This window comes from Nocardia sp. BMG51109 (assembly GCF_000526215.1).
Taxonomy (GTDB): domain Bacteria; phylum Actinomycetota; class Actinomycetes; order Mycobacteriales; family Mycobacteriaceae; genus Nocardia.
Window position 1 is genome coordinate 6216774 of the sequence record NZ_JAFQ01000004.1, and the last position, 24852, is coordinate 6241625.

Here is a 24852-nt window from a genome sequence, read left to right on the forward strand (position 1 = left end):
CGCGGAGTCGCCGTGGTTGCGGTGGGTCCGGGCAACGGATGTCGAGGTCGGACAACATCAGTGGACGCTTGTTGTCCGGCCTCGAGAACTGTTGCCGGGTCCGGGATTCCGGTACTACCGCAGGTCGGCGGCCCGTCGCCGTTGGCGTCGATTCGCGGGCCGCTCAGGCGGTCGGAGACTCGGGTGGCCGGAAACGAGGAGACGCACGACGTCCCCGATGTCGCCGGGCGGCGGACGCGGCACGCCGTCCGCCCCGGGCGGTGTCCGTATGGCTTACTGGGCGCATGGCTTTTCGAGACGATCCGGACGGCGATCGGTTCTTCGCGCTGCGCACCCATCGTGCCGACGGGTCGGCGGTATCGGTGCCGGTCTGGCTGGCTCCGGCGAACGGCCGCTGGTACGGCTACACGCCCGTGCGGTCCTGGAAGGTGCGGCGGATTCGGCGCGATCCGCGGGTGGCGGTGGCGCCGTCCACCTTCGACGGTGATCCGCGCGGGCCGTGGCGTTCCGGAACGGCTCGGGTGCTGCGAGGACGGGAGCTGCGCGCCGCCAAGCGGGCGTTGACGGCGAAGTACGGCAACGAGTTCCGGGTGTTCGTGCTCGTCACCCTGCTCGGCCGGCTGCGGCCGCACGGCGGGAAGGCAGCCGGGCTGGAGATCACGCTCGCCGCGGAGGACGGGGACCATCCGGCCGGGTGACGCCGCCTGCGGCCGGTCGAGCGCGGTCACCGGCATGCATGGCGGTTGTCCGCGGATCGTGGTGCGTCCACGCGGCAGTCGCTCTCGGCGGGGTCGGGCCCGGCTCATGGCAGGGATCCCGTGCAGGCGGGAGCGATGTGGCTCCCAGCCCGTGCATCACGGCAGCGGCTGGGCCCCTCGCTGGTTCAGCATGAGCGCCATCAGGCCGCATTCCTGGCCCTGGGCGACGATCATGCCGCGCGCGGTCTCCTTCACCGGGCCGGAGGGGAGTTGCCGGTCGGCGGCCTGCGCCATGGTGACCCCGCCCAGATGGTGACGGTACATCAGTTGCAGGAACAGGATTTCGGCGTCGCGGCCGCGGGCGGCGGACAGGGAATTCAGGTCCGCCTGGGTGGCCATCCCCGGCATCGGCATCGGTGCCGACGAATGACCGTGTGCGGCACCGGTATCCGCGGTACGACTCATCCACGCCATCGGATGCCGCGGCATCGGGGCCGCGCCGGCCAGCCGCAGCCAGCCGAGCATCGTGCCGATTTCGACCTGCTGGGTCCGCTCGATCTGATCCGCCAACCGCAGCACCGCCGGATCGGCGCCCGGGTCCAGGCGCTGCACCATCTGGACGGCCTGCTGGTGGTGAGCGGTCATATCCTGGGCGAATCCGATCTCGGTATCGTTCAGTACGCGGGGCGGATCGTGGGTTTCGGGCAGCACCAGCGGCCGGAGCGCCGCCCCCGCGATGAGCAGGATCAGCGCGCCGCAGGCGAGCGAGGCGATACGGAACGCGCGCGTCATCACGACCCCACGATCGAACGCTGGTCCGGCGGTGGCGTATACACGTCGTCGTCGAGTTGCAGCACCATGAAGCCGTTGTCGTTGCAGCTGGTCCACAGCTGGTTGCCGTGCCATTCGGGCGGGGCGAAACACCAGTCGGTGGAGACGTCGCCGAAGGCGAGCATGCCCGACCGCGGCGAGAGCGCCTGGGCCGGATCGAACTTCCCCTCCAGGATCGCGCGCGCGACCGAGAAGCCCTCCATCGCGGGCGGTCCGAGCAGCGAGCCCAGCGCGTGCGGCGAATTCCACAGGTCCAGGTTCTGGCCGGTGCGGGCGGGCGGATTGAAGTAGGCGAGCTCGCGCACGTGGAACGGATCGCGGACATCGAACACCCGGACGCCCGACGACTGCCAGCCGCAGGCCAGCGCCGTCGGGTCGTTCGGGCGGTCGGCGGCGCAGTAGTGCGGGTCGTAGGCGAACACCGAACCGCCCATGGCCGAGGAGGTCATGCTGTCCTGATGTTCGGGCAGCTCGATCTCCAGCTTGATCTTGTTGACCACCTCGGGGCGGGTGTCGTCGGAGATATCGATGATTTTCACTCCGCCCGAACCGCCCTCGTCGGCGGTGAACAGGTACGGCTTCCCGTCGTAGCTGACCGGGATGCTGTGCTGGGTGGCCCAGCCGTCGGTCCAGAACACCCGGCCCAGATGCGCCACCTGCGGATTCGGGTCGCGGCGCTGGACCGCGCCGACGTCGAGGGTGGTGAATCCGCCGAGCGCCGAGAGGTACAGGCGGTTGCCGTCGGGGCTGATTCCGAAGCCGTGCGCCTCGATTCCGGTGAGGCCCTGCCAGACCACGTGCGGGTTCGCCGGGTCGGTGAGGTCCACGGCGCTGACGAATCCGGGCGCGATACCGGAGGCCCAGTAGGTGCGGCCGTCGGGGGAGAAGCCGCCCTCGTGGGTCGTGATCGGCAGCGGCATGGCCAGATTCGAGCCCGGGCCGGGATTGAGCAGGCGCGGGTGCGCACAGTCGGAGATGTCGTAGACCGACAGGTAGCCGACGCCGGTGCCCACCGGAACTCCCGTTCCCACCAGGAGTTTCCGTTCGGTGTTGACCTTCAGGCTCTCCCACGTGCCGGCCAGCATCGCCGGTTCGGTGAGCGTCGCGGTCAGGACCGGGTGCGCGGGATCGGCCGCGTCGACGACCTGTACGCCCTGCGCCGGGCCGAGTAGATCGCCGGGGAAGAACGAGCCCGTGTAGGAACAGTGGTCGTAGGTGGTCGAGGTGATGCCGGCGCCGTGCCCGGTGTAGCCGCCGACGAAGGATATGTTGCAGTCGTAGCCCTGGGTGCTGCGTCCGCTGTCGCGGTCGGCGGCCGGAACATCGCCCTGCAGACCGGGTTCCGGTCGAGAACCCGGACCACAGTCGGCCCGGGCGACGGCGGTCCGCCCGATATCGAGGAACTGCCGCACCTGATCGGCGATATCGGAATGCGGATCCGCCGACGCGCCGCCGACCGGCAGCATCGATGCGCACAACAGTGCCGCCGCGAACAGCACCATCGGCCTGGACCGCCGAACCCCCAGGAATCGCCGCATCGCGTCCCCGCCTTCCGTACCTCATCCGCCGCGAGACCGGGTAAGCGTTACCCACGGTCACGCCGATATTTGGAACGGTAGCGCGAAACTGTCTCAGTCGGGGCGATTTCGGTGCGGCGGTTGCCGAACCGAGACGAGGATGCGCCGAGGGATCGGATCGGTGCCGGGCCGGCAGAATTCGCGCCGCACCCGACAGCGGCGGTGGCCGCCGTCCCGGTCAGCGGGGCGCCACGCGCACGAGGCGTTCCGCGGCTTCGAGCAGTCGCCTCCGCAGCGGGGCCGCCCGCTCGGCCAGCTGTGCCTGGCACCGGACGTACTCGGCGCGGCCGGAAGGGGTTTCGATGGGCACCGGAGTGTAGCCGTAGCCGGACAGATCGTAGGGGCTGGCGCGCATATCGAGTTCCCGTGCGTCACAGGCCAACTCGAAGCAGTCCAGCAGGAGTTCGGAATCGATCAGCGGTGCCAGCTTGTAGCCCCACTTGTACAGATCCATGTTGGCGTGCAGGCAGCCGGGCTGTTCGCGCAGCGGCTGGTCCTCGCGGGTCAGACGTTCGGCGTTGCGGGGGACCGCGTCCGGGGTGAAGAACCGGAACGCGTCGAAGTGGGTGCAGCGCAGCGACATCGACTCCACCACCGCATCGGTCCCGGCCCGTCCGAGCCGCATCGGCACCTGCCGATGGCGCACCTCGTCACTGCGATACACCATCGCCCACTCGTGCAGCCCGAAACAGGAGAGTTGCGCGGACCGGGAAGCCGTGGCGCGCAACAGCTTCGCGACGTACTCGACGGTGTCGAGGCGCCGCAGCAGGAAATCGGGGTCGGCGGTGCACGCCGGAACGGAGGCGGTCGCGGCGTCTCGCATCGTCGCGGCGGGCGATTCCCTCGTCCGGTCCGCGGTGCTTCCGGGCGCAGCATCCGTTTCCGGAACACCGATCATGCCGGCGCCCGCGCCTGTCATCCCGGTGGCCCGGGTATCGGCCGCCGTCCTCCCGGCGGCCCGGGCGCCCACTTCCGTTGTCCCGGTGGTCCGGGCGTCCGCTTCCGTGGTTCCGGCGTGTGTCTGGCCGGCATCCCCGTGCACCCGAACGGCCGCATTCCCGGGCACCGAAACAGCGTGGTAGCCGCGGAAGTTCGCGTACTCCGCCGCATTCTCCAGGGCGATCCCGAACCCCGGATGCCAGCGCCGGAGCTGTGCGGGCTTGTGGCCGTAGTAGGTGAACAGGAAGTCGATCACCGGGTGCCGGGTGCCGGCGGCGCGGTGCTCGAGATACGGCCGGATCAGGTCGTCCGCCCGCGCTCGATGCGCCGCCGCCCGAGCCCGCCATTCCCGCTCGGGCAGGACGCGAATCTCCCTTGCCGCCGTGGTCGTCACCGCACCGCTCATTCCGCGATCCGGTGGGTGGCGTCGCGGACCGTGCCGACGAATTCCTCCATCAGATCCTCGAGGGCGACGATGCCGACGGTGGTGCCGCGGCTGTCGACGACCCGGCCGAGGTGGCTGTTGGTGCGGCGCAGCCGCGACAGCGCCTCGTACAGCGTGGTGCCCATGCTGAGGGCCGGCAGCGGCCGGATGTCGGTGCGCGGGATCGGCGTGGAGGGCCCCGCCGTATCGTCGGCGACCTTGTCCAGCACATCCTTCACGTGCAGGTAGCCGACCAGCGACCCGTCGTCGGTGCGGATCGGGTAGCGGGAGAAACCCGTCTCGGCGACCGCGGACTCGATATCGCCCAGCGTGGTTCCGTCGCCACGCAGCGGCACGCAGCGGGTCTTGGCCAGCGGCACCATGACGTCGGCCACGATCCGGTCGGTGGTACCCAGCGCCTGGGTGAGCCGGCGGTGCTCGCCCTCCTCGAGCAGGCCCTCCGACCGCGACTCGCCGATCATCTCGGCCAGCTCCACCGAGGAGACGGTGGCGTCGAGTTCGTCCTTGGGCTCGATGCGCAGCGCGCGCAGCGTCAGGTTCGCGGCCAGGTTGTACAGCGTGATCAGCGGCCGGGCCAGCCGCAGGAACCACATCAGCATCGGAACCAGCAGCAGCGCAACGCGTTCCGGACCGGCCAGGGCGATGTTCTTCGGGATCATCTCGCCGAGCAGCATGTGCAGCACCACCACCAGGCCCAGCGCCAGGGCGAACGAGATCGGATGCAGCAGTTCGCCGGGCACCCCGGCCGCGTGGAACGGGCGCTCCAGCAGATGCGCCACCGCCGGTTCGCCGACCCGGCCCAGCAGCAGCGAGCAGATGGTGACGCCCAGCTGCGCGGCCGCCAGCATCATCGACAGGTGCTCACCGGCCCTGATCACCGTCTCGGCGCCGCGTTTACCCTGCGCGGCAAGGGTTTCCAGGCGGTCGCGCCGGGCGGTGATCACGGCGAACTCGGCGCCCACGAAGAAGGCGTTGGCACCGAGCAGCACCACCGTCAGCAGCACCCCGTACAGATCACCCATGGTCGTGCTCCCAGGCCGCCAGCGTGTCCGGATCTATCGGACGCAGCAGCACCCGGTCGATGCGCCGGCCGTCCATCCGTTCCACCCGGGCCAGCCAGCCGCCGTGGGTCTGCGGTTCGAGCTGGTGTCCGTTGGCGGGTTGCGGCAGCAGCACCTCGTCCCCGGCTTCGGGGATCCGGCCCAGCTCGGTGAGTACCAGGCCGCCGAGCGTCTCGTACTCGCCCTCGGGCGCCTCGTAGCCGGTGGCGCGGGCCACCTCGTCGATGCGCAGCAGGCCCGAGCAGTTCCAGCCGGCCACGGCGCGGCGGACGTCGAGTTCCTCCACGTCGTGCTCGTCGCGGACGTCGCCGAGGATCTCCTCGATGATGTCCTCCATGGTGACTATGCCCGCGGTGCCGCCGTACTCGTCGACCACGAGCGCGACCTGCATACCGTCGGCGCGCACCCGCTCCAGGACGGCGTCGCCGGCCAGGCTGGCCGGGACGATCGGCACCGCGTGGGCGATCGAGCGCAGCGTGATGGTGTGACGCTCCCGGACCGGGTGCAGGAACGCCTGTTTGATGTGCACGACGCCGAGCGTGTTGTCCAGGTCGCCGTCGGTCACGGGGAACCGGGAGAATCCGGTCCGGCCGGCGGCGGCGATGAGGTCGGACAGGGTGTCGTCCTGGTGCAGCGATTCGATCTTCACCCGCGGCGTCATCAGCTCCTCGGCGCTGCGGTCGCCGAAGGCCAGCGATCGGTCGACCACCAGGGCCGTGCGCAGGTCCAGCGCGCCCCGCTGGGCCGAGGTGCGCACCAGCGACCCCAGCTCCTCCGGCGACCGGGCCGAGCGCAGCTCCTCGGCGGGCTCGATGCCGAACCGCCGCAGCACCCAGTTGGCGGTGCCGTTGAGCAGGTTGATCAGCCATCGGAAGAGCACGGAGAAGGCGATCATCGGGCCGGCGGTGAGGCGCGCGGCGGCCAGCGGGTTGGCGATGGCCATGTTCTTGGGCACCAGCTCGCCGTAGGTCATCGACAGCGAGGTGGCCAGCACCAGCGCGACGGCGAGCGAAACTCCGTCCGCGGCACCGGAACTCATGCCCATGGCGTCGAACAGCGGCTGAAACAGCCGGGCCAGTACGGGTTCGGCGATATAGCCGGTGACCAGGGTGGTGATGGTGATGCCCAGCTGCGCGCCGGACAGCTGGAACGACAGCGTGCGATGCGCGTGGCGCACCTGCCGGGATCGCAGGTCGCCGCCTCGGGCATGGGCCTCGACGGTGCTGCGCTCGAGCGCGGTGAGGGAGAACTCGGCGGCGACGAACAGCGCGGTGCCGACCGTCAGCGCGACGAAACCCACCAGGCTGAGCACGGTGAACACGGCCGACATCGTCAGCACCGCCCGGATAAGAGAGGGACCGGTGTGATGGGGGCGCCGGGTTCGTCACCCGGCTCGAGAGAGGAGCCCTCCCGTGTGGCGCCCTCGGACGCGGGTGACAACTGGTTCCTTTCGGCAAGCGGAAGTGTCATAACGTGCTGTGACCCCGGCCACGGAAACGGCTTCGTACCGCAGCCCGGCGAATCCCATGCTACCGGGTCGCTACGACTGCCCCCCACGGTGGCACACCGGGTTCGTCCGGTTTCCCGGCACGGGCACGCGGTCCCGCGCGGCGTCCCCAGTTGCGGCCGCCCCCACCGGGAGGCTGCCGCGGTTTCGCGTCGCTGCGCGGAGGGGCAACGCAGCGTGGGTCGCCGAGCCTGGGCCGATCCGCTGCGTCGGCGACGCCCGGGCACCGCTCGGAAAGATGCCCGGTCGTGACCCGGAGGCATGATGCGTCGGCGGCGGAGCCTGGTTGTTGCTCGGAGAGATGCCCGGTCGTGGCTCGGAGGCATGATGCGTCGGCGGCGGAGCTACAGTCGCCGCCGCTCGGAGGCGCTATGCGGCCGATGCCTCGCCGCCGCAAGCGCGTTCGAGCACCCACGGCCCGGCATTCACGAGGGCAGGCAGCCTCGCCACCCGCTACGGTGCCGGGCGGACGAGTTCACCAGCCGGACGGCAGCGGGCGGCCCTCGGCGAAACCGGCGGCCGACTGCACTCCGAGCACGGCCCGATCGTGCAGTTCGGCCAGCGTGCGGGCGCCGGCGTAGGTGCAGGCGCTGCGCACACCCGAGCAGATGTGGTCGATCAGGTCCTCGACGCCGGGACGTTCGGGGTCCAGGCGCATCCGCGACGAGGAGATGCCCTCCTCGAACAGCGCCTTGCGGGCCCGGTCGAAGCCGCTGTCGGTGGCGGTGCGGGCGGCGACGGCGCGCTTGGACGCCATGCCGAAGCTCTCCTTGTAGGAATTGCCGTCGCGGTCGGTGCGCAGGTCGCCGGGCGATTCGTAGGTGCCGGCGAACCAGGATCCGATCATCACGTTCGATGCGCCCGCGGCGAGGGCCAGCGCCACGTCGCGCGGGTGCCGCACGCCGCCGTCGGCCCAGATGTGCACGCCCAGGTCGCGGGCGGCGGTCGCGCATTCGGCGACCGCGGAGAACTGCGGGCGGCCCACGCCGGTCATCATCCGGGTGGTGCACATGGCGCCCGGCCCGACGCCCACCTTGACGATGTCGGCGCCGGCCTCGGCCAGGTCGCGGGTGCCCCGGGCGGAGACCACGTTGCCCGCGGCCAGCGGGACGCCGAGTTTCAGGTCGGCGATCGCGCGCAAGGTCTCCAGCATCTTCACCTGGTGGCCGTGCGCGGTGTCGATGACCAGGACGTCGGCGCCGGCCTCGACCAGCGCGCGGGCCTTGGCCGGGACGTCGCCGTTGATGCCGACGGCGGCGGCGACGCGCAGCTTGTTGTCGGAATCGACGGCGGGGGAATAGATCCCGGTGCGCACGGCGCCCGTGCGGGTGAGCACGCCGGCGAGGGTGCCGTCGGCCTGCACCAGCACGGCCAGCTGCGCGTGCTCGGCCTCCAGCAGCTCGAAGATCTTCCGGGGCGAGGCGTCGGCCGGTGCGGTGACGAAATCGGTGGCGGCGACGGTGTGCAGGCGCGCGAAGCGGTCGACGTCGGCGCAGGACTCCTCGGTGACCACGCCGACCGGCCTGCCCTCGTCGACGACGACCACGGCGTGGTGCGAACGCTTGTGCACCAGTGCCAGGGCTTCCGACACCGAATGGTCGGGGCCCAGTGTCACCGGGGTCTCGGCGGTCAGGGAACGGCTCTTGACGTACGCGATGGTCTTGGCGGCCGCGCTGTCGGGCAGGTCCTGCGGGAGGACCGTGATGCCGCCGCGGCGGGCGACCGTCTCGGCCATGCGCCTGCCGGCGACGGCGGTCATGTTGGCGACCACGATGGGGATCGTCGTGCCGGTACCGTCGGTGGTCGACAGATCGACATCGAAGCGCGACGCCACATCGGTCCGGTTCGGGACGAGGAAGATGTCGTCGTAGGTCAGGTCGTACGGCGGTGTATGCCCGGGGAGAAACTGCACTGTCGCCATTGTAGGGCAGTGCCCGCGGTGTGCGGAGCGTACGGGCGCGGCGATACGCGCCTGGTCACGGAGCGGTAACCGGGTCGCTGGTGGTATGCGTCGCCGTCGCCGGTGTGCCGGCGGCCGGACCGGCGCGAGTGTCGGCGGCGTCGGGTCCGGGTTCCGGCGAGATGGCCGGTGGCCGATGAACCGGCGGCTGGTACGGCCGTGGTGTCGGGGGGCGTGCCGGTGCGGCGTCGAAGCAGCCGGCCGGTTCGGTCAGCTGCGGCCGAAAAGTCTACGCGGCCAAGACTTCCTGGGAGTTCGTGTTGTCGTCGCGGTGGCTGCGGGGGAATCGGTGGCCGGGCGCTTGCGCTCGCTGCGCCACTGGTCGACGACCTCATCGACGTCGACCGGGGCGACCTGGACGTGCGGGCCGGTGGGCATGCGCTGCCAGTCGATGATGCGGGCGTTGAGTTCCTCGGCCAGTTCGCGGACGTCGCGTTCGAAACGCAGTTGCCGTACCCGCTCCGGCAGGTGTTCCAGGTCGCGCCGCAGCAGCAGCGACGGCGGGAGCACGCCGTCGCCGGTCACGCCCTCGCGGCGCAGGTAGTCCCGCAGCCACGAGTTCTCGTCCACCGGCTGCCCGGCTCCCGGGATCGGCTTACCGGCCCCCGGCAGGTCGTCGAATTCTCCGCGCTCGGTGGCCTCACGAATCTGCTTGTCCACCCAGGACTCGTGGGTCATGCCCGCGGGTTTACGCTCGGTCATCGCTATCCCCTTCGATAGTCGACGGTCTGCACCCGCCATTGTATCGGGTTGCCCGCCAGCCGAGTTGGGGTGGACCCGCGGACGGACTGCGGCGGGACCGGTGTACCGGTGCGGGGTCCGCGGCGGGCGAGTCGACTCTCGGCCGCAGAACCGCTACGGGTGGTACGTACGCCTGTGCGGTCAGTGTGCGGAGCGGTTGCGACGGCGGGGGTTACGAGGGCGGGGCGGGCGGCGAGGACCGCGGTTTCCGGGCGTGTCGCGCGGCCGAGGTGGTTCGACGGGTGCGGCGGGGTCGGGGAGGGGGCGGCCCGACGGCGGGCGGGCTCCGGTGATCGCGGTCAGTTCGGGGGTGCCGGGGCGGACGCGGACGGTGGTGGGGGTGGCGTCGAGTTCGTCCAGGAGGCGGTCGAATTCGGCGCGGTCGTCCTCGGTGACCAGGGTGACGACCGCGCCGGCGGCGCCCGCGCGGGCGGTGCGGCCGGATCGGTGCAGGTAGTCCTTGGGGTCCGCGGGCGGGTCGACCTGTACGACCAGGGAGATGTCGTCGACGTGCAGTCCGCGGGCCGCGACGTCGGTGGCCACCAGGACCGGAGCCGAGCCGTCGGAGTAGGCCGCCAGGGCGCGGGCGCGCTGGTGTTGCGAGCGGCCGCCGTGCAGATCGACGGCGGCCACGCCGGCCGAGCGGAGGCGGCGGGCCAGCTTGTCCGCGCCATACTGGGTGCGCACGAACAGCAGCGTCCGGCCGGCGCGGGCGGCGATCTCGGTCACGACCTCGTACTTGTCGGCCTTGCGCACGGCCAGGAGATAGTGCGAGATGGCCGGATTCGCCACCGCCGCACCGGGTTCGGGTCGCCCGGCCGTGTCGGTGGCGGCCACGGAATGGGTCCGGGGCGCGCGCAGATACCGCCGCACGAGCGTGTCCACGGCCTCGTCGAGGGTGGCGGAGAACAGCAGATGCTGGGCGTCGTCCGGGACCCGGTCCAGGACGTCGGTGATCTGCTCGAGGAATCCGAGTCCGGCCATGTGGTCGGCCTCGTCGACGGCGACCACGCGCACCGCGTCCAGGGTGACGGCGTCGCGGGCGAGGAGATCGGCGAGCCGGCCGGGCGTCGCCACGAGAACGTCGACGCCGCGCGCGAGCCGCTCGGCCTGCCGCCTGATCGGCACGCCGCCCACCGCGGATCCGAGGCGCAGCCCCAGCGCGACGGCCGGTTCGTCGAGGGCCCGCTCGATCTGCAGGGCCAGCTCGCGGGTCGGCGACAGGATGAGCGCGCGCGGGCGGCGCGGCGCGGCGGCCCCGCGCATCACCCGCACCAGCAACGGCAGGCCGAAGGCCAGCGTCTTACCGGAACCCGTTGCGGCCCGGCCGAGTACGTCACGCCCGGCGAGGATGTCGGGCGTGACGGCCGCCTGGATCGGGAACGCGGTCTCCAGGCCCGCCCGGCGCAGCGCCTGCACCAGCGCCACGGGCAGCCCGAGTTCGGCGAATCGCGGCGCGCCGGGGAGGTCAGGCGGCACGGAACAACCGGCTCAGCTCGACCAGCCAGGGAATCGCCACGGCCAGCGTCGGCACGACCAGGATCGCCGCGGCGGCCAGGTAGGCGGCGGCGGCGATGCGCGGATCGCCCAGCGGCCCGGCCAGCCGCTGGATCCGGATCAGCGTGGTGGGCCCGCCGGCGGCCATGGCGCCTTGCGGCGCGGCGGAATTCGAGCAGGTCACCAGGGCGCGGGCGAGCGGCGTGCGGCCGGTGATCTTGACCGCGGTGTCGTCGGCGAGCAGTTCGATCAGCAGCTTCACCGAATCGAGGGCCGACTTGCTGCGCACCCAGCGCGGGAACGCCTCGTGCGCCGCGGTGAACGCCTCCAGTACGAGATCGTGCCGGGCCCGCAGGTGGGAGCGCTCGTGGCTGACGATCGCCTTCAGCTCCGACTCCGACAGATTGGCGAAGGTGCCCTGGCTGAGCACCACGCGGCGGCGCAGGCCCGGCAGACAGTAGGCGATCGGTTCGGCGGCGGCCAGCACCCGGATGTCGGCGGCGCGGCGGGCGCTGTGCCGGTACTCCCGGCCCTGGTCGAGCAGGTCGACCAGCATCCGGTGCCGGGCGCGGCGGCGGCGGGTGTGCACGCCGACCCGGATCGATGCGTAGATCAGGCGCGCGCCCACCAGCAGGGTCAGGGCGAAGACCACGACGTAGGCCAGCCAGAGCGGCAGGCCCAGCGCATCGATCTCGCGGGTGGGGGAGGTGGTCGGGCGTCCGTCGGAGCCGGGCACCAGCAGCAGGCTCGCTATCGCGAGGCCGGATCCGAAGGCGCTGAGAACGGCGGCGAGGGCGACGGCCTGCCACAGGACGAGCGCCGCCCGCGGCGTCCGGAACGGCCAGGTGGCTCGACTGAGCAGGGCCGGAACCGGGCCCGCGAGAAGCAGAGCGAGACCGGCGAAGACCGGCGCGGTTGCGTTCATGCTCAGCTCACTGCGTTGTGGGGCCAGGGCCCGAGAGCGCGGCGCACAGCCGACATCCGGCGACCGGAGCGCCGCAGGAACTACTGCGGCGGGGCGACTCCCTTGTCGTCGGACGCATCGCGCGCGGTCTCGGTTACCTCGAGCTTAGCGAGTGCATCCCGGAGAGCGGCAGCCTCATCCTTTCCGACCTGTTCGACGAAGTGCACGAGGGCGGCGCGGCGGCTGCCGACCTCGTCGGCCTGCTGCAGGGCGTCGACCATCAGGCTGGCGACGAGCTCGTCGCGGGTGTGTACGGGGGCATACCGATGGGCCCGGTCGTCGCGCTGCTGCACGACCAGGTCCTTCTTGGCCAGCCGCTGCAGCACGGTCATCACCGTGGTGTACGCGAGTTCGCGGTGCGCCGCGAGGGCCTCGTGGACCTGCCGGACCGTCTGTGGTTCATCGGCCGACCACAACTGGTCCATGACCGCTTTCTCGAGTTCACCAAGACCTGCCATCCCACAAGTTTACGGAGGCAACGACACAAATGCGTACTACATCTCGTCGTAACCGGCCGGTAGCCGTGTGGGATTTTTCATAGCGTCGAAGTGTCCTGGTCGGGACCGCCGACGGTGCCCACGACGTGGCGGGTGCCGATCGGCACGATCATCGGGCGCCCGGACACCGGGTCGTCGAGCACGGTTGCCGACAGCCCGAACACCTCGAGCAACAGTTCGGCATCGATGATGTCGGCGGGCGCACCCTGCGCGACGATCCGCCCGTTGCTCATGACGACGAGCCGGTCGCTGTAGCGGATGGCGAGATTCAGGTCGTGCAGCACCATGACGACGGTGCGGCCCAGATCGTGATGCAGCCGGTCGACCAGGTCCAGCACCTCGAGCGAATGGGCCAGATCGAGGAAGGTGGTCGGCTCGTCGAGCAGCAGGATGTCGGTGCCCTGTGCGAGCGCCATGGAGATCCAGGCGCGCTGGCGCTGACCGCCGGACAGCTCGTCGAGGGTGCGGTCGGCCAGGTCGGCGATGCCGGTCTGGGCCAGCGCCTCGGCCACCTCGGTCTCGTCGTCGGCCGACCACTGGCGCAGCCAGGACTGATGCGGGTGCCGGCCGCGCGCGACGAGATCGGCGACGGTCAGGCCCTCCGGCGCGACGGGGGACTGCGGCAGCATGCCGACGATCCGTGCCACGTCGCGGGACTTGAGGGTGGCGATCGCCTTGCCGTCCAACAGGACCCGCCCCGCCCGCGGGCGCAGCAGCCGGCCCAGCGCGCGCAGCAGCGTGGACTTGCCGCAGCCGTTGGGTCCGATGACGGTGGTGACCACCCCGGTCTCGATGTCCAGCGACAGGCCGTCGATGACGGCGCGCCCGCCGTAGCCGAGGCTGAGATCGTCGGCGAGGAGGCGGTGCGGGGTGGCGGTCATGAGAGGGTCGCCTTCCGGTTCGTGCGCACGAGCAACAACAGCAGGAACGGACCGCCGAGGGCGGCGGTGACGATGCCGACCGGCAGGTCGACGGGCACCACGGTACGCGCGATCACGTCGGCGCCGACCACGATGAGCGCGCCGACCAGCGCCGATCCGAACACCGGCTCGCCGGGCGCGCGCAGCAGCCGCCGCGCGATCTGGGGCGCCAGCAGCCCGACGAAGGCGACCGGGCCGACGGCCGCGGTGGCCAGCGCGGCGGCGACGACGGCGGCGCCGAGCAGCAGGGCCTGCTGCGCCTGCAGGCGCACGCCCAGCGCCCGGCTGGTGTCGCTGCCGAAGCGCAGGGCGGCGAGGGTGCGCGTCGAGCCGACGGTGACGGCGAGTACCAGGACGAGGCCGATCCCCGCGGTGACGGCGCGGGTGCCGTCGGCGCCGTCGAGCGAACCCGTCAGCCACAGCTGCGAGCGGGTGGCGTCGGTCAGGGTGGCCCGGGTCAGCAGCCAGCTCACCCCCGACAGCAACAATCCGTTGACGCCGATCCCGATGAGTACCAACCGCATTCCGGTCGGGCCCGACGCCCCGTCGCGGGTGCGCTTCCAGGCGAGCAGATAGATCGCCACCGCGGTGAGCAGCCCGCCGCACAGCGCGGCGAGCGGCACGCCGAGGCCGAGGGCCGCGCCGGCGCCGGTGGCCGCCCCGGTGCTCGTGACCGTGGCGACGGCGGCGAAGCTCGCGCCGGAGGTGATGCCGAGCAGGTCCGGACTGGCCAGCGGATTGTGCAGGATCGACTGGGTGACCGCGCCCGCCAGTCCCAGTGCCGCGCCGGCGATCACGGCGGTCACCGCGCGCGGCAACCGCGACTCCAGGACGATGAACCGCTGCGCCCGCGTGCCGCCGCCGGTGAGCACGTCCAGCACCCGCCCGAGCGGAATCCGGTACTCCCCGATGGCGATATCGAGCGCGAACAGGCCGAACGTGGCGATCGCGAGTCCGATCACGGTGAGCAGCACCGAGATTCGCAGCACGGACGAGAACGGGCCGAGGCGCACCGCGGGCCGCACCCGCGACAGTGTCGGAATGCTCACAGCCCCACCGCCTTCCGGCGCCGGACGAACCAGATGAAGCAGGGCGCCCCGACCGCCGCGAGCACGATACCGGTCTGCAGTTCGCCGGGGCGGGCGACGAGGCGGCCGACGATGTCGGCCAGCAGGAGCAGCAGCGCGCCCAGCAGGCCCGAATAGGGCAGCAGCCAGCGGTGATCCGGGCCGGTGAACAATCGCGCCAGATGCGGGACGACCAGTCCGAGGAACGAGATCGGGCCGACCGCTGCGGTGGCCGCGCCGGTGAGCAGGACGACCGCGGCCAGTCCGAGCGCCCGGTTGCGGCCCACGTTCACCCCGAGCCCGCGCGCCACGTCCTCGCCGAGGCCGAGCGCGTTGAGCCCGGGCGCGGCCAGCAGCGCGAGCACCGTGCCGAGCGCGAGGAACGGCAGCACCTGCACCAGCACGTTCGCGTCGTGCCCGGCGACGGTGCCGACCACCCAGTATCGATAGGTGTCCAGCGCCGCCGGATCCAGCAGCACGACGGCGTTCGTCAGGGCCTGCAGCAGCGCGGTGACCGCGGCGCCGGCCAGCACCAGGCCCAGCGGGCTCGCCGTGCCGCCGCCGGCCGAGGACGCGGCGAACACCACCACCCCGGCGATCAGGGCGCCCGCGAACGCGAACCAGATGTACTGCTCGGGCCGGGTCAGCGCGAACAGATGAATGGACAGCGCGGCCAGGAACGCCGCCCCGGCATTGAGGCCGAGCAGTCCGGCGTCGGCGAGCGGGTTGCGGGTGTAACCCTGGATGAGCGCGCCGGCGATGCCGAGCGCCAGCCCGGTGATCAGCGCGAGACCCGTCCGGGGCAGCCGCAGCTCGCGCACGATCTGGTCTTCGGGGGTCACCGCCGGGCAGCTCAGCGGCCATCCGCCCGGACAGGTGAGCGCGTGGTAGACGGTATCGAGCGACAGTGACCTGGCGCCCACGGCGATCCCGGCCGCGACGGCGACCAGCAGCAGCATCGTCAGGATCAGCAAACCTGCGACGCGATGCCGAGTGAGGGTGACTGCGGCGGGCACGGCGACGAATAACTCCTGACGTGACGGGATCCATTGCTCCGTAAGTCTGGTAAGCCTAACCTATCTTTCATTCAGGCTCCGTGTTGCCGGGTCGATGCGGAATGGCTCGACCGACGAGGAAGTTTGCCCGACCGACTAGGAGGTTCGATGTCCGAACCGATGACCGCCAGTGCGGCGCGCCGATCCGACGAGGCGTTCGGATATGCCTGTGCCCGGTTGCGCGCCCTGCAGCCGGAACATCCGCGGGTGTACGCCGTGGCAGCGATGGCGGACCAGACCCGGCGTCGGTGGTGGCGACTGGTCGACGGTGTGCGCGAGGGGCGGGTGGAGGTGATGTACCGGCGGCACGCGGCGGAGATGAGTAGCGCCGAGATCGCCGCGGAGGTGGTGGCCACGGCGCTGATTCACGCCGTCGTCGGCCGGGTGGTGGCGCTGTTCGTGGCGGAGGGCCGGGCCTGGGATCCGGGTCTGGAGAACCTGTGGGTGCACAGCGACAACGACGGCGGCGTGGACTGGGCGGGCCTGTCCGACACCACGATCCGGGTGATCGACGGCGACCGGCTGGCGGGGCGGCCCGGCGTGGTGGCGCTGCCGTGCGAGCGCGCGATGTCGGTGTGGCTGGCGCACCGTTGCGAGGCGGCGCTGATGCTGGTGCAGCGCAGCATGTCCCGGTGTTCGGGTCTGAGTGCGCGGCGGTTCTGGGTGCTGGTGGCCGAGTCGATCACCGGCGCGGCGACCTATGTGCCGGATCTGGCGCGCGCGTCCTCGACCGTCGGCGCCGAGCGCGGGCAGGCGCTGCTGGCCGCGATGGAGGAACGCGGCATGCCGGTCCGTCGCGCTTGCTTAGTTAGGTAAGCCTGCCCTACACTGAAAATCGGCGTTCGGATCGGCGAGAGTCCCGAGGGCTGCGGTCGACCCCCGATCCTGTGCCCGCGGCGGGCCCCACGAAACCACGTGGGGCCCGCCGCTTTTCGTCACCGCCGGTCGTCCGGGGAACCAGGCCGGGATACCCGCGAACGGAGTGGTGTCCGCCCTGTGTAAATGTTTTCCTATGACCCAGCGCGACCAGTCACTCTCGATGGCGAATATGACACCCGAGCTCATGACTCGGCTCAGCGAAGGGCACTTCACCGACCTGATCGGCCTGAAGTACACCGAACTCGGGCCCGACCGGGTGGCCGGGGAGTGGGTGGTGTCGCCGCAGCAGCACCAGCCCGCCGGCATCGTCAACGGCGGCGTGCACTGCACCGTGATCGAGACGCTGGCCAGCGTGGGCGGCAGCGTCTGGTTCGGCGAACGCGGCACGGTCGTCGGGGTCAACAACAACACCGACTTCCTGCGGCCGGTGCGCGCGGGCACGCTGCGGGGCGTGGCGACCCCGATCCACCGCGGCCGGACGCAGCAGCTGTGGCAGGTGGTGATCACCGACGAGCAGGACCGGATGGTCGCGCGCGGGCAGGTGCGGTTGCACAACCTGCAGTCTGTCCAGGACTGACTCCGCCGGGTCGGCCGGATCCGGTCGACCGGGTATCCGGATACGTCGCGCGGCACGTCCGGCGTGCCCGTGTCAGAATGTCGCGCACCGCACCCGCGGTCCGGATCGTTGTCCGGGCGGCGTACGGATCACCCGGACGACGAGGAGGTCGCCGGGATCGTCCGGGCCGAGTAACCGGTCGCCCGGGGCGCACCACCCGCCGATTCGCCGAGGAGCACGAATGCGATTGTCGCCGCATGAGCAGGAACGGCTGATGCTCAGCTACGCGGCCGAGCTGGCCCGCCGCCGCCGGGACCGCGGGCTGAAGCTCAACCACCCCGAGGCGGTGGCGATCATCACCGACCACGTGCTCGAGGGCGCCCGCGACGGCCGCACCGTGGCCGAGCTGATGGCATCGGGCCGCGCGGTGCTCGCGCGCGACGACGTCATGGACGGCGTGCCGGAGATGATCCACGACGTCCAGGTGGAGGCCACCTTCCCGGACGGCACCAAGCTCGTGACCGTGCACCACCCGATCGGCTGAGGTGATCATGACGGAGGTGGGGCGACCCATGACAGAGCAGGACACCGCGGGAGTGGTGCCGGGCGAGATCCTGCACCACGACGTGCCCGTCGAGATCAACGCGGGTGCCGAGCGCATCGAACTCGACGTGGTCAACACCGGCGACCGTCCGGTCCAGGTCGGCAGCCACGTGCACTTTCCGCAGGCCAACGCGGCGCTGGAATTCGATCGCGAGGCCGCGCACGGCCATCGCCTCGACATCCCCGCCGGCACCGCCGTGCGCTTCGAACCGGGCTTGGGACAGCGGGTCTCGCTGGTTCCGCTGGGCGGCGCCCGGGAGGTGCACGGCATCAGCCTGAACGCTCCGGGGCAGCTGGACGCGTTCTCCGAATCGACCGAACGCGCAATCCTGGACGGAAATCTATGAGCGAGCTGACCCGTGCCCGGTACGCGGAACTGTTCGGGCCGACCACCGGCGACCGGATCCGCCTGGCGGACACCGGCCTGCTGATCGAGATCACCGAGGACCGCAGCGGCGGACCGGGTTCGGCGGGCGACGAGGCCGTCTTCGGCGGCGGCAAGGTGCTGCGCGAGTCCATGGGCCAGTCGCGGGCCACCCGCGCGGAGGGCACTCCCGACACCGTCATCACCGGCGTGGTGATCGTCGACCACTGGGGAATCATCAAGGCCGACATCGGTATCCGGGACGGCCGCATCTGCGGCATCGGCAAGGCCGGTAATCCGGACATCATGGACGGCGTGCACCCGGACCTGGTGGTGGGCGCGTCGACGGAGATCATCGCGGGCAACGGGCGCATCGTCACCGCCGGCGCCATCGACTGCCACGTGCACTTCATCTGCCCGCAGCTGCTCGAGGAGGCGCTCGGCGCCGGCATCACCACCATGGTCGGCGGCGGCACCGGACCCGCCGAGGGCAGCAAGGCCACCACCGTCTCGCCGGGCTCCTGGCATCTGGGCCGGATGCTGGAGGCCACCGACGGCTGGCCGGTGAACATCCTGCTGCTGGGCAAGGGCAATACCGTGCGGCACGAATCGCTGTGGGAGCAGTTGCGCGGCGGCGCGGGCGGTTTCAAGCTGCACGAGGACTGGGGCACCACCCCGGCGGCCATCGATGCCGCGCTCACCGTCGCCGACGCGGCGGGGGTGCAGGTGGCGCTGCACTCGGACACGCTGAACGAGGCCGGCTTCGTGGAGGACACCCTCGCCGCGATCGCCGGCCGGGCCATCCACTCGTATCACACCGAGGGGGCCGGTGGCGGCCACGCGCCGGACATCATCACGGTCGCGGCCCACCCCAACGTGATGCCGAGCTCCACCAACCCGACCCGGCCGCACACCGTGAACACCCTCGACGAGCATCTGGACATGCTCATGGTGTGCCATCACCTGAACCCGGCGATTCCGGAGGATCTGGCGTTCGCCGAGAGCCGGATCCGGCCGTCCACCATCGCCGCCGAGGATCTGCTGCACGACCTGGGCGCGATCTCGATGATCGGCAGCGATTCACAGGCGATGGGGCGGATCGGGGAGGTGGTGATGCGCACCTGGCAGACCGCGCACATGATGAAGCGCCGCCGCGGCGCGCTGCCGGGCGACGGTGCCGCCGACAATCTGCGGGTGCGCCGCTACGTCGCGAAGTACACCATCTGCCCGGCCGTGACGCACGGTCTCGACCACGAGATCGGCTCGGTGGAGGTCGGCAAGCTGGCCGATCTGGTGCTGTGGGAACCCGCCTTCTTCGGGGTGCGGCCGCATGCGGTGCTCAAGGGCGGCACGATCGCGTGGGCGGCGATGGGCGACGCCAACGCCTCGATCCCGACCCCGCAGCCGGTGCTGCCGCGGCCGATGTTCGGTGCCGCGCCGGCGGTGACCGCGGGCACCTCGCTGCACTTCGTCTCGGAGCAGGCGGTGGAGGCGGGCCTGGCCGAGCGGTTGCGGGTGAACCGGAAGCTGGTGCCGGTGGCCGATGTGCGCAAGCGCGGTAAATCCGATCTGCCGCACAACGACGCGATGCCGCGCATCGAGGTCGATCCGGACACCTTCACCGTGCGCGTCGACGGCGAGGTGTGGGCCGAGGACCCGGCCACCGAACTGCCCATGGCACAACGGTATTTCCTGTTCTGAGCCCCTGCCCGGTGCGACCGTCGGCGATGGAGAGGTCATAAATCCCGTGGCGCCGCGGTGGTGACTGTGTTGTCATGGCGCGCATGACACTCGGCGCCGTCGTCGGATTCGCGGTGATCGCTCTGCTCGGCGTGATGACGCCGGGCCTGGACACCATGCTGGTGCTGCGCAATGCGGTGCTCGGCGGCCGGGGCCGAGGCATCGCGGCCCTGCTGGGGGTCACGTGCGGCTGCCTGGTCTGGGGCACGGCGAGCGTGGCGGGTCTGACGGCCATGCTGACCGCGTCGCATCTGGCCTATCAGGTGGTGCGGATCCTGGGTGCCGCGTATCTGCTCTGGCTCGGCGGTTCGGCGCTGTGGAAGAGCCTGCGGCGCAACCGGTCCGGGACGCGGGAGGACGCGGAGGTGGCGGCGTCGCCGAGCCGCTGGACGGCGTTCCGCGCGGGCATGCTGACCAATCTGCTCAACCTCAAGGTCGGCGTGTTCTATATGAGTCTGCTGCCGCAGTTCCTGCCGGCCGGCGCGCCGGTCCGGGGTGCGTTGCTGGTGGCGATTCACGTTGCCTGCGGCCTGGTGTGGCTCGGCGGCCTGGTGTGGGTGGCGGCCCGGGCGCGTCGGCTGCTGACCCGCGACGCGGTGCGGCGGTGGCTGGACCGGGTGACCGCCACCGTGCTGATCGGGCTGGGTGTCAAGCTCGCGGTCGAGGGGACATGATCACACCGGCGGGGCGGGCCGCGGCCGCGATCGCGGTGGCAGACTGCTCGGTATGACGAATGCCGAATGGGGTGAGGTCGATCGCTATCTCGTCGACACGCTGGTCGGGGATGCGGATTCGGAGGTATTTCAGGAGAATTCGGCCGCCGGGCTGCCTGCCATCGACGTCTCGCCGGCGCAGGGCAAGTTCCTGCATCTGATCGCGCGGTCGATCGGGGCGCGGCGGGCGCTGGAGTTCGGGACGCTCGGCGGGTACAGCACGCTGTGGCTGGCCCGCGCGGTCGGGCCCGAGGGGCGCGTCGTGACGTTCGAGTACGAGCCGCGGCACGCCGAGGTGGCCCGGAAGAACCTCGACCGCAAGGGAGTCGGCGAGCGGGTCGACATCCGGGTCGGTGCGGCGCTGGACAACCTGCCGGCGCTGGCCGAGGAGCAACCCGAACCGTTCGACCTGGTCTTCATCGACGCCGACAAGGTGAACAACTCGAACTATGTGCAGTGGGCGCTGCGGCTGACCCGCCCGGGCTCGGTGCTCATCATCGACAACGTGGTCCGGCACGGCGCCATCGTCGATCCGGACCCCTCCGAGGCGTCGGCGCGGGCCAGCCGCGACGTGCTCGAACTCCTCGCCGCGGAACCCCGGCTGGATGCGTCGGCGGTGCAGACCGTCGGCGAGAAGGGCTGGGACGGTTTCGCCTACGCGCTCGTCACCGGCTGACGTTACTTCTTCGGCGTGCGGTGCGGGTCGCGCGCCGGCTCCGCCCAGAAATCCACGTACGCCTGCTCGTGCTCGGCGGCGAGTTCCAGGATGCGCGAACGGGATTCGGCCCGGATGCTGTCGTCCGGGTCGATCTCGTCCTGGAGTGTGCGGTACAGGTCCTCGGCCGCCTCACGCAGCAGGCCCTGCTCGGTGAACCGCACCGGGACGCGATACAGCTGCGCGTGCGGCACCGCCAGAAGCTTCTACCCGGGTCGCTGAGGCGCGGCGGTCAGCGGCCCCCGAATGCCATGAGAGCCAAGGTCGCTCCGGCCGGGTCGGCGATGACGGCGACGCGGGACGGGCCGGGCAGATCCACCGGTTCGCTCACGACCTTGCCGCCGAGTGCGGTGGCGCGGGCGGCGGTGGCGTCGCAGTCCGGGACGTGGATCGTCATCCCCCAGAACGGTGCGGGCTCGCCGGGTGCGGCCGTCGCCGCGCCGCCGAACTCGCCCCCGCCCGCGCCGGTGGTCAGCGCCTGATACGGCTTGTCGGTGGCGGTCTCCCAGGCGGCGTTGCGGTAGGTCCAGCCGAGCACCGACGCGTAGTGGGCCATCGCGTCGGCCGGAGCGCCGGTGGCGGTGTACTGCACCCAGCACGGGTTGTTCGGCTGCGCCCAGCGTTCGGTGCCGGGATTGCCGGTCAGGTGGGCGACGCCGTACGCCGCGCCGTCGGGGTCGGTGAGGGTCGCGAACTCCAACTGCCCGGGGACCTCGGTGAACTCGCCGAAGGCGGTGCCACCGGTGGCGGTCGCGGCCCGCACCGCGCCGCGCACATCGGCCGCCGCGAAGTACGGCAGCCACAGCGCGGGCTTGACCTCGTCGTCCGGTGTGCGGGCCGACGCGATGCCGGCCACCTGGGCGCCGTCCTGGTGCAGCAGCGTGTAATGGCCCATCTCCGCGCCGGTGTCCTGCGCGGTCCAGCCGAACAGGCCGGTGTAGAAATCGGCGGCGGCCGCGATATCGGGCTGGGTGACATCGAACCAGCAGGGTGCGCCCGGGGCGAATCCGGAGGTCATCGATCGGCTCCTCGAGGTGGTCAGTAGGTCTCCGCCTGGACGCGAAGACCACGGGTGACGCCTGTACCGACGAGACGGGCGGGGCGAATTCATCGCTCCGCCCGGCGAAACCGTCGTCGGCCGTAACGGGCCGGATTCAGACGTCCGATTCAGCGGCCCGCGGCGAAACCGTCGCAGAGGGCCGCGAGCCCGGACCGCAGCAGCCGCTCCGGATCCAGGAGGTCACCGCTGCCGGTGCCCTCGAGCGGTGCCAGCGCGGGCGGTGTGGGCCAGCGCGGCGTTCCCTCGAGCAGCGCCGTCAGCCCGGACACCTCCTCCTGCCCGGCGTCGCGCTTGGCCAGCATCGCCGCACTGACCTGCTGCAGCGCGATGCCGGCGATATAACTCCACACCGACAGCGCCATCCGGGTCGCCTCGCGCCGGTCGTCGGTCAGCTCGGCGAAACCCTCCACCAGCCAGTCCAGGCACACCAGGCTGTGCGGCCCGAAGTTGTAGCGGGGCACCGCGAAGGTGAACAGAACCCACGGATGTTCCTGGTACAGCCGCCAATCGATCTCGGCCGCGATGCGCACGCGATCGCGCCACGTCCAGCCCGGATCCGCGGGCGGATAGGGGTTGCGGCGGGCCACCTCGTCGGTCAGCTCCGCCAGCAGTGCGTCCTTGTTCGGGACGTGCCGGTACAGCGACATCGCGCCGACACCCAGGCGGTCGGCGATGCGCCGCATGGACAGCGCGTCCAGGCCGGACTCGTCGGCCAGGCCGAGCGCCGTGTCGACGATCGCGGTACGGGTCAGCTTGGGGTCCGCCACGGCGCCACCTCGCTCACGACCGGCTCCGACCTGCCCGGTTGGGGTGTGTCGAGGGTGCCCTCGCTGCGCTCGGTCACAGAGAAACTCGCTTTCGTTTTTACCCGCCGGGTGCGTACGCTGTACCCGACCATGGGCGTACGTCGTACGCACGATTCGAAGGATAGGTGATGACCGGCACAGACACCCGTACGACCGCCCCGTCTCGGCGCGCCTGGCTGGGATTGGCCGTGCTGATCCTGCCGGTGCTGCTCGTGTCGATGGACATGTCGGTCCTGTATCTGGCGATGCCGACGCTCACCGCGCAGCTGGATCCCTCCGCCTCCCAGCAGCTCTGGATCCTCGACATCTACGGCTTCCTGATCGCCGGATTGCTGATCACGATGGGCAACCTGGGCGACCGGATCGGGCGGCGCAGGATCCTGCTCGCCGGGGCGGCCGTATTCGGTATCGCCTCCGTGCTCGCGGCGTTCGCGCCCAGTGCGGGTGTGCTGATCGCGGCGCGGGCGCTGATGGGCATCGGCGGCGCCACGCTGCTGCCCTCCAGCCTGGCGCTGATCTCCGGGCTGTTCCCGGATCCGCGCAGCCGCGGCACCGCGATCGGCGTGTGGACCGCGTTCTTCGCCGGTGGTTCGGCGGTCGGGCCGGTCATCGGCGGCGTGCTGCTGCACACCTTCTGGTGGGGCGCGGTGTTCCTGATCAACACGCCGGTGCTGCTGGTGCTGCTGATCGCCGGGCCGTTCGTGCTGCCGGAGCAGCGCGTGGCCGGGCGCGGGCCGCTGGATCTGCTGAGCGTCGCGCTGTCCATCGGCGGCATTCTGCCCGTCGTGTACGCGGTGAAGCAGGCCGCCGCCGAGGGGATCGATGCCGAGGTGCTGATTCCGGGCGTGCTGGGTGTGGTCGTGCTGGTGGTGTTCGTGCGGCGGCAGCGGCAGCTGGCCGAGCCGCTGCTGGATCTGCGGCTGTTCGGCCGCGGATCGTTCGCCGTCGCCGTCGGCTCCAGCACGGTCGGGATGATGTCGCTGGCGGGGATGAGCTATCTGACCAGCGTCTATCTGCAATCGGTCGCCGGCCGCGACGCGCTGGGGGCGGCGCTGCTGGGTATTCCGGCCGCGGCGGTGGTGTTCGTGATGTCGATGAGTGGTGCCCGGGTGGCGCGGTGGCTGGGCACCCGGCCGGCGTTCGTCCTGGCCCTGACCGCCGCCGCGGGCGGCAACCTGATGCTGCTCGGCATCGGCGTCGACGGCGGAATCGGTTGGTACGTCGCCGGATCCACGATCGCGGGCATCGGCTACGGCATCGTGTTCACGCTGGTGTCGGAGGTGGCGGTGGCGTCGGCGCCGCCCGAACGGGCCGGTTCCGCCGTGGGTATCTCGGAGACGAGTTTCGAACTGGGCAACGCACTGGGGCTGTCACTACTGGGATCGCTTGCCGCGCTGGTGTTCCGGTCGGGTGGCGACTTCGCGGCGACGCTCGGCGAGACGATCGCGGAAGCGGGGGAGGACGAGACGCTGGTGCATGCGGCCCGCGAGTCGTTCGTCTCCGGCATGCATGCCGGGATCGCGGTGGGCGCCGTGCTGTTGCTGGTCATGGCGGTGGTGGCGGTGCTGGCCGCACGGTTCCGGCAGGCCGCGCCCGGCGGCGACTCGGAGACCTCGGCGGCGAAGTGCGGCGTGGGCGGGTCGTGAGCGGTGTTGTC

The 24852-nt window shown here is 71.3% G+C and carries 25 protein-coding genes; 9 read left to right on the top strand and 16 right to left on the bottom strand.

Translation table 11 applies throughout. From position 1 onward, the window contains the following. Nucleotides 1-284 precede the first annotated feature (284 nt). Nucleotides 285-698 carry a PPOX class F420-dependent oxidoreductase gene (locus tag D892_RS47975; RefSeq protein ID WP_024804703.1) on the top strand — a complete coding sequence of 138 codons (414 nt, stop codon included), beginning with the start codon at nt 285-287 and terminating at the stop codon, nt 696-698. A 156-nt stretch (nt 699-854) separates the two neighbouring features. Here D892_RS47975 and D892_RS0129585 read toward each other — a convergent pair whose 3' ends face one another. The 13 genes from D892_RS0129585 to D892_RS0129645 form a co-directional block, all read right to left on the bottom strand. Continuing rightward, nucleotides 855-1490: a DUF305 domain-containing protein gene (locus D892_RS0129585; protein WP_024804704.1), complete on the bottom strand. Its 636-nt coding sequence runs from the start codon at nt 1488-1490 to the stop codon at nt 855-857. Further along, a complete protein-coding gene (locus D892_RS0129590; protein WP_024804705.1) occupies nt 1490-3067 on the bottom strand; it encodes an LVIVD repeat-containing protein in 1578 nt (525 codons plus the stop codon). The genes D892_RS0129585 and D892_RS0129590 overlap by 1 nt, the downstream gene beginning before the upstream one ends. A gap of 217 nt (nt 3068-3284) precedes the next feature. Continuing rightward, entirely contained in the window at nt 3285-4439 is a 1155-nt protein-coding gene (locus D892_RS48835; protein ID WP_369801782.1) for a hypothetical protein, read from the bottom strand. Between the two features lie 8 nt (nt 4440-4447). Next, entirely contained in the window at nt 4448-5512 is a 1065-nt protein-coding gene (locus tag D892_RS0129600; protein ID WP_024804707.1) for a hemolysin family protein, read from the bottom strand. Further along, nucleotides 5505-6881, bottom strand: coding sequence for a hemolysin family protein (locus D892_RS0129605; RefSeq protein WP_024804708.1), 1377 nt, complete (start codon nt 6879-6881; stop codon nt 5505-5507). Before D892_RS0129605 ends, D892_RS0129600 begins: the two co-directional genes overlap by 8 nt. 652 nt (nt 6882-7533) lie before the next feature. Then, nucleotides 7534-8970 carry a GuaB1 family IMP dehydrogenase-related protein gene (locus tag D892_RS0129610; protein ID WP_024804709.1) on the bottom strand — a complete coding sequence of 479 codons (1437 nt, stop codon included), beginning with the start codon at nt 8968-8970 and terminating at the stop codon, nt 7534-7536. 258 nt (nt 8971-9228) lie between these two features. Next, complete coding sequence (locus tag D892_RS0129615) at nt 9229-9720, bottom strand: DUF1992 domain-containing protein (RefSeq protein ID WP_024804710.1); 492 nt, start codon at nt 9718-9720, stop codon at nt 9229-9231. A gap of 180 nt (nt 9721-9900) precedes the next feature. Then, entirely contained in the window at nt 9901-11238 is a 1338-nt protein-coding gene (locus tag D892_RS0129620) for a DEAD/DEAH box helicase (protein ID WP_024804711.1), read from the bottom strand. Further along, nucleotides 11228-12181 carry a M56 family metallopeptidase gene (locus D892_RS0129625; protein ID WP_024804712.1) on the bottom strand — a complete coding sequence of 318 codons (954 nt, stop codon included), beginning with the start codon at nt 12179-12181 and terminating at the stop codon, nt 11228-11230. Before D892_RS0129625 ends, D892_RS0129620 begins: the two co-directional genes overlap by 11 nt. A gap of 80 nt (nt 12182-12261) precedes the next feature. After that, nucleotides 12262-12678 (bottom strand): BlaI/MecI/CopY family transcriptional regulator, encoded by a 417-nt coding sequence (locus tag D892_RS0129630; RefSeq protein WP_024804713.1) that lies wholly within the window; start codon nt 12676-12678, stop codon nt 12262-12264. Between the two features lie 77 nt (nt 12679-12755). Beyond that, a complete protein-coding gene (locus D892_RS0129635; protein ID WP_024804714.1) occupies nt 12756-13598 on the bottom strand; it encodes an ABC transporter ATP-binding protein in 843 nt (280 codons plus the stop codon). Then, a complete protein-coding gene (locus D892_RS0129640) occupies nt 13595-14686 on the bottom strand; it encodes an iron chelate uptake ABC transporter family permease subunit (protein WP_024804715.1) in 1092 nt (363 codons plus the stop codon). The genes D892_RS0129635 and D892_RS0129640 overlap by 4 nt, the downstream gene beginning before the upstream one ends. Continuing rightward, nucleotides 14683-15720 (bottom strand): iron ABC transporter permease, encoded by a 1038-nt coding sequence (locus D892_RS0129645; RefSeq protein ID WP_024804716.1) that lies wholly within the window; start codon nt 15718-15720, stop codon nt 14683-14685. Before D892_RS0129645 ends, D892_RS0129640 begins: the two co-directional genes overlap by 4 nt. Before the next feature lie 147 nt (nt 15721-15867). Between D892_RS0129645 and D892_RS0129650 the strand changes: the two genes are divergently transcribed. The 7 genes from D892_RS0129650 to D892_RS0129680 all read left to right on the top strand — a co-directional run bounded on the left by D892_RS0129650 (nt 15868) and on the right by D892_RS0129680 (nt 21290). Beyond that, nucleotides 15868-16575 carry a hypothetical protein gene (locus D892_RS0129650; RefSeq protein ID WP_024804717.1) on the top strand — a complete coding sequence of 236 codons (708 nt, stop codon included), beginning with the start codon at nt 15868-15870 and terminating at the stop codon, nt 16573-16575. A gap of 196 nt (nt 16576-16771) precedes the next feature. Then, nucleotides 16772-17215: a PaaI family thioesterase gene (locus D892_RS0129655; protein WP_024804718.1), complete on the top strand. Its 444-nt coding sequence runs from the start codon at nt 16772-16774 to the stop codon at nt 17213-17215. Nucleotides 17216-17435: 220 nt separating this feature from the next. Next, nucleotides 17436-17738: an urease subunit gamma gene (locus tag D892_RS0129660; protein WP_024804719.1), complete on the top strand. Its 303-nt coding sequence runs from the start codon at nt 17436-17438 to the stop codon at nt 17736-17738. Between the two features lie 52 nt (nt 17739-17790). Then, nucleotides 17791-18144, top strand: a complete 354-nt coding sequence (locus D892_RS0129665; RefSeq protein ID WP_024804720.1) for an urease subunit beta — start codon at nt 17791-17793, stop codon at nt 18142-18144. Further along, nucleotides 18141-19862 (top strand): urease subunit alpha, encoded by a 1722-nt coding sequence (locus D892_RS0129670; protein WP_024804721.1) that lies wholly within the window; start codon nt 18141-18143, stop codon nt 19860-19862. The genes D892_RS0129665 and D892_RS0129670 overlap by 4 nt, the downstream gene beginning before the upstream one ends. A gap of 74 nt (nt 19863-19936) precedes the next feature. Further along, nucleotides 19937-20575, top strand: a complete 639-nt coding sequence (locus D892_RS0129675; RefSeq protein WP_198037012.1) for a LysE family translocator — start codon at nt 19937-19939, stop codon at nt 20573-20575. Between the two features lie 52 nt (nt 20576-20627). Continuing rightward, nucleotides 20628-21290 carry an O-methyltransferase gene (locus tag D892_RS0129680; RefSeq protein ID WP_024804723.1) on the top strand — a complete coding sequence of 221 codons (663 nt, stop codon included), beginning with the start codon at nt 20628-20630 and terminating at the stop codon, nt 21288-21290. 2 nt (nt 21291-21292) lie between these two features. On the opposite strand, the gene D892_RS0129685 is transcribed toward D892_RS0129680, so the two are convergent. From D892_RS0129685 to D892_RS0129695, 3 genes are all read right to left on the bottom strand, one after another. After that, on the bottom strand, nt 21293-21523 hold the full coding sequence (locus D892_RS0129685; RefSeq protein WP_024804724.1) for a hypothetical protein: 231 nt from the start codon (nt 21521-21523) through the stop codon (nt 21293-21295). Between the two features lie 38 nt (nt 21524-21561). Beyond that, entirely contained in the window at nt 21562-22347 is a 786-nt protein-coding gene (locus tag D892_RS0129690) for a VOC family protein (RefSeq protein ID WP_024804725.1), read from the bottom strand. Between the two features lie 149 nt (nt 22348-22496). Then, complete coding sequence (locus tag D892_RS0129695) at nt 22497-23156, bottom strand: TetR/AcrR family transcriptional regulator (RefSeq protein ID WP_024804726.1); 660 nt, start codon at nt 23154-23156, stop codon at nt 22497-22499. A 167-nt stretch (nt 23157-23323) separates the two neighbouring features. On the opposite strand from D892_RS0129695, the gene D892_RS0129700 reads away from it, so the two are divergent. Further along, the gene (locus tag D892_RS0129700) at nt 23324-24841 is read left to right on the top strand and encodes an MFS transporter (RefSeq protein WP_024804727.1); all 1518 of its coding nucleotides are present in this window, start codon (nt 23324-23326) and stop codon (nt 24839-24841) included. The last annotated feature ends 11 nt before the right edge of the window (nt 24842-24852 follow it).